This window comes from Pseudoclavibacter sp. RFBG4 (assembly GCF_002931515.1).
In the GTDB taxonomy this organism is placed as follows: Bacteria; Actinomycetota; Actinomycetes; order Actinomycetales; family Microbacteriaceae; genus Pseudoclavibacter.
Window position 1 is genome coordinate 39425 of record NZ_PSYC01000020.1, and the last position, 12541, is coordinate 51965.

15 protein-coding genes and 1 tRNA gene are annotated in these 12541 nt (G+C 65.3%); 9 read left to right on the forward strand and 7 right to left on the reverse strand.

From position 1 onward, the window contains the following. Nucleotide 1 precedes the first annotated feature (1 nt). Together rph and rdgB are read left to right on the forward strand one after the other, a co-directional pair. Entirely contained in the window at nucleotides 2-733 is a 732-nt protein-coding gene (gene rph / locus C5E10_RS05215; RefSeq protein WP_104241552.1) for a ribonuclease PH, read from the forward strand. Then, on the forward strand, nucleotides 730-1353 hold the full coding sequence (rdgB, locus tag C5E10_RS05220) for an RdgB/HAM1 family non-canonical purine NTP pyrophosphatase (protein WP_104298586.1): 624 nt from the start codon (nucleotides 730-732) through the stop codon (nucleotides 1351-1353). Before rph ends, rdgB begins: the two co-directional genes overlap by 4 nt. A gap of 244 nt (nucleotides 1354-1597) precedes the next feature. Here the strand turns inward: rdgB and C5E10_RS05225 are convergent, their stop codons facing one another. From C5E10_RS05225 to C5E10_RS18810, 3 genes are all read right to left on the reverse strand, one after another. After that, nucleotides 1598-2974: an aspartate aminotransferase family protein gene (locus C5E10_RS05225; protein ID WP_104330741.1), complete on the reverse strand. Its 1377-nt coding sequence runs from the start codon at nucleotides 2972-2974 to the stop codon at nucleotides 1598-1600. A 155-nt stretch (nucleotides 2975-3129) separates the two neighbouring features. Beyond that, nucleotides 3130-3211, reverse strand: a tRNA-Leu gene (locus C5E10_RS05230). A 280-nt stretch (nucleotides 3212-3491) separates the two neighbouring features. Next, nucleotides 3492-3809, reverse strand: coding sequence for a hypothetical protein (locus C5E10_RS18810; RefSeq protein WP_146080163.1), 318 nt, complete (start codon nucleotides 3807-3809; stop codon nucleotides 3492-3494). 6 nt (nucleotides 3810-3815) lie between these two features. Between C5E10_RS18810 and C5E10_RS05235 the strand changes: the two genes are divergently transcribed. The 4 genes from C5E10_RS05235 to C5E10_RS05255 all read left to right on the forward strand — a co-directional run bounded on the left by C5E10_RS05235 (nucleotide 3816) and on the right by C5E10_RS05255 (nucleotide 7781). Then, nucleotides 3816-4589 (forward strand): hypothetical protein, encoded by a 774-nt coding sequence (locus C5E10_RS05235; RefSeq protein ID WP_146080164.1) that lies wholly within the window; start codon nucleotides 3816-3818, stop codon nucleotides 4587-4589. A gap of 358 nt (nucleotides 4590-4947) precedes the next feature. Continuing rightward, nucleotides 4948-5979, forward strand: a complete 1032-nt coding sequence (locus tag C5E10_RS05245; protein ID WP_258071006.1) for a CpaF family protein — start codon at nucleotides 4948-4950, stop codon at nucleotides 5977-5979. Then, on the forward strand, nucleotides 5976-6539 hold the full coding sequence (locus tag C5E10_RS05250) for a type II secretion system F family protein (RefSeq protein WP_104330745.1): 564 nt from the start codon (nucleotides 5976-5978) through the stop codon (nucleotides 6537-6539). Before C5E10_RS05245 ends, C5E10_RS05250 begins: the two co-directional genes overlap by 4 nt. A gap of 249 nt (nucleotides 6540-6788) precedes the next feature. Then, nucleotides 6789-7781: a protein NO VEIN domain-containing protein gene (locus C5E10_RS05255; protein WP_181062652.1), complete on the forward strand. Its 993-nt coding sequence runs from the start codon at nucleotides 6789-6791 to the stop codon at nucleotides 7779-7781. Between the two features lie 102 nt (nucleotides 7782-7883). Here the strand turns inward: C5E10_RS05255 and C5E10_RS05260 are convergent, their stop codons facing one another. Continuing rightward, a complete protein-coding gene (locus C5E10_RS05260; RefSeq protein WP_104330747.1) occupies nucleotides 7884-8195 on the reverse strand; it encodes a hypothetical protein in 312 nt (103 codons plus the stop codon). 96 nt (nucleotides 8196-8291) lie between these two features. On the opposite strand from C5E10_RS05260, the gene C5E10_RS05265 reads away from it, so the two are divergent. Further along, on the forward strand, nucleotides 8292-8615 hold the full coding sequence (locus C5E10_RS05265; RefSeq protein ID WP_104330748.1) for a hypothetical protein: 324 nt from the start codon (nucleotides 8292-8294) through the stop codon (nucleotides 8613-8615). Between the two features lie 873 nt (nucleotides 8616-9488). Here C5E10_RS05265 and C5E10_RS05270 read toward each other — a convergent pair. Genes C5E10_RS05270 through C5E10_RS05280 form a run of 3 tightly spaced genes read right to left on the reverse strand, consistent with a single transcriptional unit; the run spans nucleotide 9489 to nucleotide 11432 of the window. Beyond that, entirely contained in the window at nucleotides 9489-9722 is a 234-nt protein-coding gene (locus C5E10_RS05270) for a hypothetical protein (RefSeq protein WP_104330749.1), read from the reverse strand. Then, entirely contained in the window at nucleotides 9719-10612 is an 894-nt protein-coding gene (locus C5E10_RS05275; protein WP_104330750.1) for a hypothetical protein, read from the reverse strand. Before C5E10_RS05275 ends, C5E10_RS05270 begins: the two co-directional genes overlap by 4 nt. 46 nt (nucleotides 10613-10658) lie before the next feature. Next, nucleotides 10659-11432, reverse strand: a complete 774-nt coding sequence (locus C5E10_RS05280; protein WP_104330751.1) for a hypothetical protein — start codon at nucleotides 11430-11432, stop codon at nucleotides 10659-10661. A gap of 144 nt (nucleotides 11433-11576) precedes the next feature. Here C5E10_RS05280 and C5E10_RS05285 point away from each other — a divergent pair, with 144 nt between their 5' ends. Then, nucleotides 11577-11879: a hypothetical protein gene (locus C5E10_RS05285; protein WP_104330752.1), complete on the forward strand. Its 303-nt coding sequence runs from the start codon at nucleotides 11577-11579 to the stop codon at nucleotides 11877-11879. A 135-nt stretch (nucleotides 11880-12014) separates the two neighbouring features. Continuing rightward, on the forward strand, nucleotides 12015-12533 hold the full coding sequence (locus tag C5E10_RS05290) for a hypothetical protein (RefSeq protein ID WP_104330753.1): 519 nt from the start codon (nucleotides 12015-12017) through the stop codon (nucleotides 12531-12533). Nucleotides 12534-12541: the final 8 nt, after the last annotated feature.

The following is a 12541-nucleotide window of genomic DNA, read 5'->3' on the forward strand; positions in this document are numbered from 1 at the left end:
AATGACCGAAGCACGCGCAGACGGCCGCACCCACGACCAGCTTCGCCCCGTGACGATCGAGAAGGGCTGGAGCGAGCAGGCCGAGGGCTCGGCCCTCATCTCGTTCGGGAAGACGAAGGTGCTCTGCACCGCCTCGTTCACGCCCGGCGTGCCGCGCTGGCTCAAGGGGCAGGGCAAGGGATGGGTCACGGCCGAGTACGCGATGCTCCCGCGCGCCACGAACGACCGCAACAGCCGCGAGTCCGTGAAGGGCAAGATCGGCGGGCGCACGCACGAGATCTCCCGCCTCGTCGGCCGCTCGCTGCGCGCCGCCGTCGACATGTCGGCGCTCGGCGAGAACACGATCGTCATCGACTGCGACGTGCTGCAGGCCGACGGCGGCACGCGCACCGCGGCGATCACTGGCGCCTACGTGGCGCTGGCCCAGTCGATCGAGTGGGCGAAGGCCAACAAGCACGTGCCGGCGAAGGCGAACGTGCTCACGCGCTCGGTTGCCGCGATCTCGGTGGGCATCGTCGACGGCGTCCCGCTGCTCGACCTGGCCTACGTCGAGGACGTCCGCGCCGGCACGGACATGAACGTCGTCGCGACGGGCGACGGCAAGCTCATCGAGGTGCAGGGCACGGCCGAGGGCGCGCCGTTCGACCGCGAGGAGCTCGACCGTCTCCTCGATATCGCCCTCGCGGGCACGGCGACGCTCACGGAGCTGCAGAACGAGGCCCTCAAGGCATGAGCGAGCCGGTCCGGGTTGTCCTCGCCTCCCACAACGCGCACAAGCTGATCGAGCTGCGACGCATCCTGGGTGCGCAGCTCGACGGCATCGAGCTCGTCGCCTACGACGGCCCCGAGCCGCGCGAGACCGGTCTCAGCTTCGAGAGCAACGCGCTCCTCAAGGCGCGCGCCGCGGCAGAGCACACGGGGCTCCCGGCGCTGGCCGACGATTCGGGCATCTCGGTGGACGTGCTCGGCGGCTCGCCCGGCATCTTCTCCGCACGCTGGTCCGGGCCCGCGAAGGACGCGAAGGAGAACCTCGAGCTGCTGCTGTGGCAGCTGAGCGACGTGTCGCATCCGAACCGCGCGGCGCAGTTCGTCGCGGCGGCGGCGCTGGTCGTGCCGGCGTCCGCGTCTGCGACGGGCGAGGAGCTGAGCGAGGCCGTGCTCGGCGTGTGGCCCGGCCGCATCCTCGAGCAGCGGAGCGGGGACCACGGGTTCGGCTATGACCCCATCTTTCAGCCCGACGGTGCCGAAGGCTCAGCCGCTGACCTCACTGACGCCGAGAAGGACGCCTCGAGCCACCGCCGCCGCGCGTTCGACGCGCTCGCGCCGAAGCTGCGCGCGGCCCTCGGCCTGTAGCCGGGCCGGCTGGGCTGAACCGGAGCTGCGCTGAACCGGATTCAACCTGGGCTGCGCTGATCCCTGTCCCGGTCCTGGCATCTCGCCCCGAACACCCACCTGAGCTTCGGCATGGAAAAGTCGCTTCGTGCTGGAAAGTTCTCCAGCACGAAGCGACTTTTCCATCCCCATTCCACGCAGGGAACCCATCCCGAAGCTGAGGAGCGGGTCCAGACCTCGCGTGCGGGGCCGGGAGCCGACCGCGTTAGAGGAGTGAGCTGGCCTCGGTGAGCACGCCGCGCAGTGTCTGCTCGATCTCGTCGAATTCTGCCTGCCCGATGGTGAGGGGCGGGGCGAGCTGGATGACGGGGTCGCCTCGGTCGTCGGCCCGGCAGTAGAGGCCCGCGTCGAAGAGGGCCTTGGAGAGGAAGCCGCGCAGGAGGCGCTCGGACTCCTCGTCGTTGAAGGTCTCTCGGGTGTCCTTGTCCTTGACGAGCTCGATGCCGAAGAAGTACCCGTCGCCGCGGACGTCGCCGACGATGGGGATGTCGAGGAGCTTCTCGAGAGCCGCGCGGAAGTGCGGCGAGTTCTCCTTGACGTTCTGCGTGAGGCGTTCCTCCTCGAAGATGTTCAGGTTCTCGAGGGCGACGGCTGCGGAGACGGGGTGGCCGCCGAAGGTGTAGCCGTGCGAGAACGACGTCTGGCCGTGCTTGAAGGGCTCGTAGATGCGGTCGCTCACGATGGTGGCGCCGATCGGGGAGTAGCCGCTGGTCATGCCCTTGGCGCAGGTGATCATGTCGGGCTGGATGTCGTACGTGGTGGATGCGAACATGTCGCCGATGCGGCCGAATCCGGTGATGACCTCGTCGGCGACGAGCAGCACGTCGTACTTGGTGCAGATCTCGCGCACGCGCTGGAAGTAGCCCGGGGGAGGCGTGAAGCAGCCGCCGGAGTTCTGGACGGGCTCGAGGAACACCGCCGCGACGGTCTCTGGTCCTTCGAAGAGGATCATCTCCTCGATGCGGTTCGCGGCCCACTGGCCGAACTCGAGGAGGTTGTCGCCGTGCTCGGGAGCGCGGTAGAAGTTCGTGTTCGGCACGCGGAAGCCGCCGGGGGTGAGCGGTTCGAACATCGCCTTCATCGCGGGGATACCCGTGATGGCGAGGGCGCCCTGCGGCGTGCCGTGGTACGCCACCGAGCGGGAGATGACCTTGTGCTTGGTGGGCTGTCCTTGCAGCTTCCAGTAGTACTTGGCGAGCTTGAAGGCGGTCTCGACGGCTTCGCCGCCGCCCGTGGAGAAGAAGACGCGGTTGAGGTCGCCTGGCGCGTAGTCGGCGAGGCGGTCGGCGAGTTCGATGGCGTTCGGGTGGGCGTACGACCAGATGGGGAAGAACGCGAGCTCTGCGGCCTGCTTGGCGGCGGTCTCGGCGAGGCGCTGGCGGCCGTGGCCGGCGTTGACGACGAAGAGGCCGGAGAGGCCGTCGAAGTACTTGTTGCCCTTCGAATCCCAGATGTGGTGACCGTCGCCCTTGACGATGATCGGCACCCCGGCGCCGTCTTCCATCACGGACTGGCGCGAGAAGTGCATCCAGAGGTGATCTTTGGCTTTCTGCTGCAGGTCTGCTTCGTTGAATTCGGTCATCGTCGATGCTCCTTCTCAGTGCTGATACTGGAACCGTACCCGTTGGTCGGGAGCGCCGGAACAGACAGACTGTCGAGTCGGAGGAGCTTCATGCGCCTGAGTCGCGCTCGCACGCAGGCGGGTAGCTGGACGCAGGGATCCGAGATCAAGAACAGTGCGGAAGGCGGGACTTGAACCCGCACGCTCGAAAGCACAGGAACCTAAATCCTGCGTGTCTGCCAATTTCACCACTCCCGCAAGCACGAGCGAACCCGTGTGCTCAAGCCAGTCTAGGGCGGCGCTGGTCGCGCTCGAGGCACGACCGCCGAGCGGATCCCCGGTGGGGTCCTGCTCGGGTGCATCTGCCACGGCGGCGAGCGAGAGGCGTGTCGCCGACGTCGGCACTCTTGGCCGGATCCGCTCCTGGTCGAGTGAGCCCGACAATCTCATTTTTTGGACGAGAGGCAAGCGTGTTCGAGCCCGTTTTCAGACACTACGCTGGACCGCATCACCGTGGCAGTGTCGTTGTGCGCGAACGTCACTCCGGCACCGACGACGGGAGCTTCACATGCCACTTCGGAGCATCTCTCGCGGCACGAGACTGCTGCCTGCATCGCTGGCCCTCCTGCTGCTGGTCGGCTGCAGCGTCGATACCGGTGAAGACTGGCCGCCGAGCCCTCAACAGTCCGAGACGGGCACTCCGCTGGCGGATCCGGTAGCCCAGCCAGCCGTGACGATGGAGCAGCTGCTCACGGTCGGCGTGCCGAGTCTGTGCGGTCTCGAGGCGGGACGTCTCGTCGACGGTGTGCTTCCTGGGCTCGATCGGTCTGAGGGCATCGTCGAGCTCAAGGCTCACGTCGCCATGCTCGACGGCACTGGCCGTGACCCGCTGACCCTCGTCGCGCTAAACCCAGACCCGCACGTCGGCGAGCTCGCCGCGGTCGCTGCATTCACCTGTGATCAGGGTGGCGTCGAGTGGCCAGACCAACTCGTCGGCTACGACGCTGACCTGAACATCCTCGGGACCGTCGATCCTGCTGGAGAGACAGGCGGGCAACGCGACTTGGTCTGGAACCTCGCCTGGGATGGAGAGAACGAAGCCGCGACGTTCGACTGGTCGAGTCAGTACCCCGGTGAGGCAAGCTGCTGCGGCACCATGCGCCTGTCGGGGACTGTCGAATACACGGAGGTCTCTGACTGGGACGGAATCGACGAAGCCGAGAGCCAGTCCACCACCTACGAGTTGCAACTGCGCATGCCTGAGCTCATCCAAGTGAGTGTCTTCGCCGGGAAGTTCTTCACGACGATCCAGGATGAGGACTGGGGGCTCGTTGAGATGCTGTCCGCAACGCCGGAGATTTCCGCGGAGATCCGCGACCACGAGACACCGCAGCGGCTCCTGACGAAAGAGTGGGTGCCCGAGAGCAGGGCCATCTGTCTGCCCACGGATCACGAGCTGCACAGTGAGTATGGTGCGTCGTTCTTTACTGAGCACGATGCGCAGTACTACTGCTTCCCGAAAGCCGAGTACTTCAACGGGAAGCTGGTCTGGCAGCCAGGCATCTATGTGGGCGGTGGGGCTGAGTCGGGCACGTGGAGCGTCAACTGGATGACGCTGTACCTGGATGCCGGGTAGATCCAGGCGCGAGCAGGGCCCTGGTCTTCCGAGTCTTCCGAGTCTTCCGAGTCTTCCGAGTCTTCGCGAGTCACGGTGGAATCGGCCGCCGCGCAAGTGACTGTTGAAGTGACCTGTGGATAACTTCTGCAGCGTTTTCGAGTCTTGGCCATTCTGTGGCCGTGAGCATCGCGGTAAGCACTATCACTGACCGAATCCGTCGTCGCGTCCTGTTGGAGGGCATCGACCTCGGGGGCGATCGCGCGCGGGCCGCCGACATCGCGCGCGAGGAGGTGCGGGATACGCGGAGGAAGCGCTTGGCTCGTCGCTGCCGCTGGTCCACGATGAGGAGTCGACAACGCGTGAGGTGCTGGCCCGGGTGACCGGTTTCGGCGCGCTCCAGCCCTACCTCGACGATCCGGAGATCGAGGAGATCTGGATCAACGCACCCAGCCGGGTCTTCGTTGCTCGGGGCGGCGTACCCGAGCTCACGTCGACGGTCGTCCCGGAGACCGAGCTGCGCGATCTCATCGAGCGGATGCTCCAGTCGAGCGGCAGGCGAGTCGACCTGTCCTCGCCATTCGTGGATGCCTCGCTCCCGAACGGCGAGCGGCTGCACGTGGCCGTTCCCGAGGTGACCAGGCGCTACCCGTCCGTGAACATCCGCAAGTTCTCCCGCCGCATCCGAGACCTCTCCCACCTCGTCGAGCGGGAGGCGCTCACCGCGCAGGCAGCAGAGTTCCTGCAGCTCGCGGTCAGCGCCGGCTGCAACATCCTCGTCTCGGGCGCGACCCACACCGGCAAGACCACCATGATCAACGCGCTCCTCTCCTCGGTGCGCAGCGAAGAACGCATCGTCACCGTGGAGGAGACCTTCGAACTCGATCTCGTCGCCCGCGACGTCGTCGCGCTGCAGTGCCGGCAGGCGAGCCTCGAGGGCACCGGTGAGATTACGTTGCGCCGCCTCATCAAGGAGGCACTGCGCATGAGACCCGATTGGCTCGTGGTCGGCGAAGTGCGGGAAGCGGAGAGCCTCGACCTCCTGATCGCCCTCAACAGCGGAATGCCAGGAATCTCCAGCATTCACGCGAACACGGCGAGGGATGCTCTCGTCAAGCTCTCCACGTTACCGCTCCTCGCAGGCCGCAACATCGACAGTGCGTTCGTGGTGCCCACCGTTGCCAGCTGCATCGACCTCGTCGTGCACCTCGAGATGACCGCATCGGGAACACGACACGTGGGGGAGATCCTCGCCCCGACCGGAACGGTGACCGGCCAGGTCATCGAGGCGGCCACCCTCTTCAACCGTGGACGGGCGCAACTCGAATCGACAGGATCCCCGCCGCCGCGAACCGCGAAGTTCGAGGCGCACGGCTTGGATGCGGCGCGTGTCCTTCGGCGGTCCCTGTGACCGTTCTGCTGGCGCTGGTGATGGGGGCGGGAGTCTCGAGCGTCGTGAGCGCGAGGCTGTGGCCGCAGAGCAGCGAGCGACGCGACCGACGTCAGTCCAAGGTTGCCGACTTCGAGGCAGATCTCCGGCGGGCCGGGTTCGAGCGGGTGCCCATCGGCGTGTTCGCGGGTGCTGCCTTCGCGCTCGGGCTCGCGTTGGGTGCCGTGGCGCTCGCCCTCACGGGAGTGGTCGCGGTCGCCCTCATCGCTCTCGTCGGTGGCTCGGCGGCTCCGGTCACGATCGTGCGGGTGCGGTCCGTGCAGCGGCGAAACCGGAACCGGCTCGTGTGGCCGGACGTGGTCGATCACCTGGTGGCGTCCATCCGTTCCGGGGTGGCCCTGCCCGAGGGGGTCGCGGGGCTGGCCGAATCGGGGCCATCGGTGCTGCGGGAGGACTTCGCCGCCTACACCCGCCAGTACCGCCTGACGGGCAGCTTCCGGGTCGCTCTCGACGAGCTGAAGGAGCGGCTCGCCGACCCGACCGCAGACCGCATCCTCGAGACGCTCAACACGCGTAGTTAGCAGAGGTTGCTGAGACACGAAAAAGCCCCCTCGAGGTGAGGGGGCTTTCGTCAGCTTCCGAACGCGAGAGCGATCGTGTCGCGCTGCTGTTGAGAGAGAGGAGGCGCGTCGTCGACGAGCGCCCGAATGTAGTCCGCGAGGTCGTCGCTCATGGTGGTCCTTCCGAGGGGTTCGGAAGGAGAGCGGGCCAAAGGATTGATGAGCGCACGAACCGCCGTCTTGACCGCTCGTATGTGCGAAGGTGCTGAGATGGCGATCAACACCTGGTGGCATGACGATCCGGACGAGATCTACTGGATGGAGGTCACCCACGATCCGGAAACCGTCGGCCAGCGACTCATCAGCCCTAAGCGCGAGGAGCCGGGTACCGCGCGGTGGACATACGAAATGACATCGCATGTGCAGCCCGGCGACCGGGTGTTCCATTGGCTCAAACCCAAGAAGGGGCAGCCGTCTCTTGTCGGCTGGTCTATCGCAGTCGGGCCGCTGCAGACATTCCCCAGCTTCAGCTGGAAGGCCAAGGGCACGCGCGGACGCGCACGGTCCGAGCCCACGGTCGGGGATGCCTGGCTGATGCCTCTCGCAGAGTTCACCCTGCTAGACCAACCCATCACCCGAGCAGACGTGATAGGTCGCCGGCGAGAGATTGTGCAGACGATGCGGGAGGTCGCACAAAGGGTTGGCAGACCAACGTATCCACCGTTCAGTCCGCACGGAGCTAGGGACCTCCGCGCATCACAGGCTTATCTGACAAAATTCCCCGCAGCGTTAGTCGACCTTCTTCTGCGACGAGCTGATCAGATATCAGGGACCGAACGGTCCGACGCCCCTAAGCCGGAGCCAGCTCAGGGGTACATGTCTGACGCGGTGAAGCGGGCGGCTATCGAGAGGCATGCAGTCGACGCGGCGATCAAGCATTACCGACGGCAAGGAGCCTCCGACGTGGAGGAGCTTGGTAAGCCTTATGACCTGAGGGTCTGGCTCGATGGAAAAGAAAGGCATGTGGAGGTGAAGGGCTCGGTTGGTCTCTCCGTCGGCGCGGTGCAGCTCACCCAGGGTGAAGTTGAGCATGCGCGCCGGCATCAGCCGACTGACTTGTTCGTCGTCGATGAGATCGTTGCGGAGGTCACCGCCGGCGGAGAAATCCGGACGAGCGGGGGTCGTGAACGGCTTTGGGCCTCTTGGTCGCCGGACGATCGCTCACTCCGGCCCACTCACCTCCACTACACGCTCCCGAAGTAGTCCGCTCTCGTGAAGAGAGCGCTGACCGTCCCGAGCCGACCTGCGTGAGCTCGGCGCTCATGGAGCCCCTCTTGGAACTATCAGGAAGGGTTCACGGTGAACTTACGCGGCGACGTTGCGGCGGATCCCAGCGTCGGCCAGTGCGACGAGCTGCTGTGCTTCCTCGAGGGCGTTGACGAGCCGCTCGAGCTTCTCGAGGTCGTAGTCGATCCCGCCGCAGTTGACCGCCCAGGTGGGTGCGTCTGGGCGCTGCAGGACTTCGAGGCCGAACTCGAGCATCGCGTCGGTGGGGCGGAGGATGCAGACGTCATGCGCGCCGACGTGACTGCCGCACTGCGCGGTCTGGCACTCGTAGCCTGAGTGGCGTCGCTTCGCGGGGAACTGCGCTGGCTGGGGGTTCTCGTTGTGACTCATCGGATGGCTCCTTTGCTCAATGATTCAAGTATGCATCGGAGTATGCGAAGGCGCAAATCTTGATCTGCTCCTGCATCACTGTGGCAGGCTGAGCACATGACCGACGACAAGCGAACCGCCCACGTTGAAGCCCTTCGTCAGCACTTGGCGCGGGAGACCGGGCAGGTGCTGCCCCAGCGTGAGCTGGCTGCTCGCTCGGGGCTGTCGCAGTCAGTCATAAGCCGGCAGCTGTCCGGGACGCAGGTGCTCGCGGCTGAAACGGTGGTGGGGATCTGCCGCGGCGTCGGAGCGTCCGTGCTCGGAGGGCTTGTCGCCGCTGGCGTGCTCGACGCCGCCGAGGCAGGGGGCGAGGCTGCGCCCGTTCTGGAGAATGTGAGCGCCGCCGCGATGCTCCGCGAGCTGCTCCGCCGCGAGGGGTAGGTGGCGGGGTGCAGTCGTGCAGGCGCGTCGCCCGTGAGCGACGTGAAGCCCCTTCTTCGTGAACGAAAGAGGGGCTTGTCTGTGCACAGAGCTGTGGATAACTCGGTGGCTACCTGGATGGCGGTCGAAAAAGCCCTGGTTAGAGGCTTCGGGGCCGGTAGGCGGGGTCGAATCTAGCCCTGTTTTTCATCATCTGCGGCTCCGGGTGCCTCGGAATGGCAGAATTAGACCCGGAAGACGAAACCTGGTTCGTCGACCGGGGAAAGTGTTCGACCCCCACCCGCGCCAACGGGTAGGGGTCAGTGCTCGCCCTTCCAGAGGAAGTGCGTGGGATACGTGGTGAAAGGATCCCGTGCAGCTAACTGGAACCTTACGCGGTGACGCAGGGCGTTGCAAGACGTCGCAGGGTGTTGTAGGGCATCTCAGGGTGTCTCGCAGCAAGTCTGAGTGTCAGTGCCCGGCACAACCTCCATAGTGTCCGCCAGGTCTCACTTGGAGGTGATGAGGATGGGTGATAAAGCCCCCTCGAGCCGCAAGCGCGAGAAGCAAGCCTGGCTGAGGTTGACAATTTACGTTGTCGCCACAGTTGGTCGCTTCATCGCTGACTTGCTCGGCTAACCGGACGGGGGTCGTGTCTACTTTCGGTAGGCACGGCCCCTCATAACCTTGGCTTGATCAGGGGTTTCCTGGATTGCCCGATCCCGTCCACTACGCTCCGCGCTCGTCGCCTTTGGAGAGGGTAGTGGGCGGGAGCGGCGGCACCGCGGCGACGCGCCGTTGCCAGCCGGCTTTACGCTGCCGCCTCGCCAGCCCAGGCGCTGTAGGTCGCCTCGAGCTCGGCGGTGTTCGCCTGCACGGCCTCGGCGAACCGCTCTAGGTTGCCCGCGGCCCGCAGCACCGCAGCACCGCAGCCCGCAGGCGGAGGCGGCGAGGGTCGAGCGCAGTGTCGGCCGTCGGGTCGCTGCGCACGCCCTGGCTCGGCTCGGTGGTGTCATCGCGCGGCGAGGGGACGCTCGAGCGGCGCCACTGCGCGTCGCGTGCCTGCTCGAGCTGTCGCACGAGTCCGGGCAGGCTGTGGGCGCTCGTCTGAAGAGCGCCACTGTTCATGAGTTGCTTCGGTCGGGCTGGTCGGCGTTGAGAGCGCTCTGCAAGCGGTTCGCTGCCTCGGTGTAACCGTGGCTGACGAGTGCTTGGAGCGCACCCGCGCCGGGCTTGTACGTCCAGCCCACGTCGCGGCGCCTGAGATCGTCCAGGTGAGGCGCGAGCAATCCGTAGAACGTTGTTCGCTTGAGGTGCAGTAGCTCTGGCAGCTCCCTGGCGACAACTTCTGGGTGCTCGTCCCGTGCGTCTTCGAATGCTCGCCAGAGCTCCACTCGCTCGCGCCGGCCGAAATGTTGGAACTTTGAGAGTTTCAGCGCGTAGAACCTGGCTGCCTGCTGCTGCGCGCGCTGGTCACTGAGCGGGCTCATGGCTTGGTACTCCAGGCGCCGCTTACGGTTCCGGTCCTGCGTGGACATTCGTGGGCGTTTGGCTGCTTCTTGAGCGTGAGTCGCCGCTTCTGATCTCGCGAGCCCTTGACGCTCCTCCGCGCTCAGGTCCGGAAAGTTGTCGCGGGCCTCAGCGACAGCACGCTCGACGTAGCGAGTCGCGCCTGGCCTGTTTCGCTCGAGGAGCTCGCAGGTGTCGCGGACTCGCTTGACCTGCCAAGCGTCGAGCTCCAGCGAGTACGCCTGGCGGAGCACCTCGTATAGATGTTGGAGCAGAGAACTTCGGATGAGAGGTCGGAGTTGAGTGAGGGTCACACGCTTGGGAACACCCTCGGAGTTGAGTCGGTAGGTCACCTGGTACGGCTCGCCGTAGGAGTTTTCGAGGTCATCACCTCGGAATCCGTCGCCCGCGAGGCGTTCACGGATCTGGTAGGCGACAGCCGTGGCAGAGACTACGTCCTGGCCGCTGCGCGTGATGCTCGTTTCATGGAGGTACTTCGGTGAGGGCATGCGGATTCCTTTCGGCGCAAGTGAGCGGGCTAGGTGCCGGTCGGGGTCAGTAGGCACCGATCGGTTTTGCTGGAATCAGCAGAGATTCCCTGCCGTGGTAGCGCGAGGTGTGTCGCATCTCGCGCACGAGTTCGTAGAACAGGTTGCGAGTGATGTCTGTTGCTGCCTCGAGCCGTCTGGCCTCGAGGTCTGAGTGCTGTGCGGCGCAGAAGGCAAGGAATTGGGTGTGAAGATCTTGCAGTTTGTAGCGGGCAGGCTGCTGGTCGGCCAGCCATTCCGGCAGCAGCCTTCGGGCGCTTCCGATCGGGGTTTGAGCCCCGATGTAGCCTCCGTTGGTCTTCCGCGGGCGTGCCCACTGAGCGTGAGCTGAGAGGGAGCGGTTATCTCGTGCCTTGGCGAGCACTACTTCCGATTCGACGGGGGAGGCTTGGGGCAGCAGACTTCGGACCGCATCCGTGATGCGAGTGGGATAGTTGTAGCTGCGTTCGAGCGCAGCTAGTGTTTGCTCTCCGACGGCACTGCTTGGATAGCTCTCCCGGAGTCTCTGTGCCACCTGGACAGCGACTGCCCGAACTGCCGCGATGAGCTCAGGACGTGGCAGCGGTGTGGGGGAGTGTTCAACGTTGACGATGAGCTCGCCGCCGTACCTAGGGCCTCGTCGTAGGTGAGGAAAGGCTGGAACGATCTCGCGAGCGAACGACTTCGGCTCGATGAGGTCCTGAGCGCTTGCGGAGCGCATGAGTTTTTGGATGGAGTCTGCGTCCAGGGTGTGTGATGCGGAGATTGTCGCGTCACAGGCGGCGGTGATCTGGTGGGGCATCTCGTCTCATCTCGTGCTGGCGCCGCGGCGCTCGGGAAGGGGGCATGAGGAGAGCGGGCCGAAAGTTCTTCATTTGCACAGCCCGGGGCGCCTCGATGTTTCCCCGGGGAAGCGTCGCGCCAGCGCAGCTGGCAAGCTCGAGACATGGACATCATGGACAAGAAGCGCATCGTAGCGTGGTCTCAGGAAGCGGCCTCGGCCAGCTTCGCGGCAGCTGCGTCGCAGGTCGGCTTCGCGGTTCTTGCCGGCGTAGTTGCGATCGTGCTGGGCGCATATAGTGCGAGCGCCTACGACACGACACCGACGATCATCGCGGGCATCGCGTCGATCTCGAGCGCGATCTTCATCGTGCTCGCGACACGAAACGTGCTCGCGGGATTCAAGATCTGGGCTGCGCGGAGCGATGTTCAAGCGCTCGATCTGGTCGATCGCGAAACTAGCTTGTAGCGGTTCAAAGTCAAGCTTCAGCGTGCACCGTCCGCCGCCCGTAGCAGAGCGTCCACCTAAGCCCGACTCGGACCGCGCCACAGCCGAAGCTTGTCACGGCAGATCCGCCTCTACCCAAAACACAAGGAGAGATTCATGAGTCACGAGCCAGCCAGCCGCCGCACACTCCTGAAAACAACAGCTTGGGCTGTTCCGACGTTGGCGCTGGCTGCGGCGGCACCCGCCCGGGCTGCCAGCGTTTTAGCCGTGCTCGAGTGCGGTCGCGACTTCGAACTGACGCTTGACTGGAACCAAATGGCGCGGGTGAGGAACTTAACCGCGCGAACGATCACGCTCGATATTGGGGGTATTTGGGATCTTGCGCCGTTGTCCGTAGGCTTTACAGGCGATCGTTCGGGGCTAGGGCTGAACTTTGCGGACGACCACGACGGCACTGTGGAGTACGGGATCGATGGAGGGGAGAGCCACTTCAGATTCCGCAAGACAGGGACGCTGTCTGCTGTCACGACTGCCACGCTTGCGCCGATGAGAAGTCTGATGATGTGGTCAGACACCATGGAGTCGGACGGGTGCACGCCTAGTTCAGAAATCGTTCTGACTGCCGGGGACTGCACGGTCACCTACAACCACTGGTGCGCCTCGGCACCGTTCTAGTCGGGAGC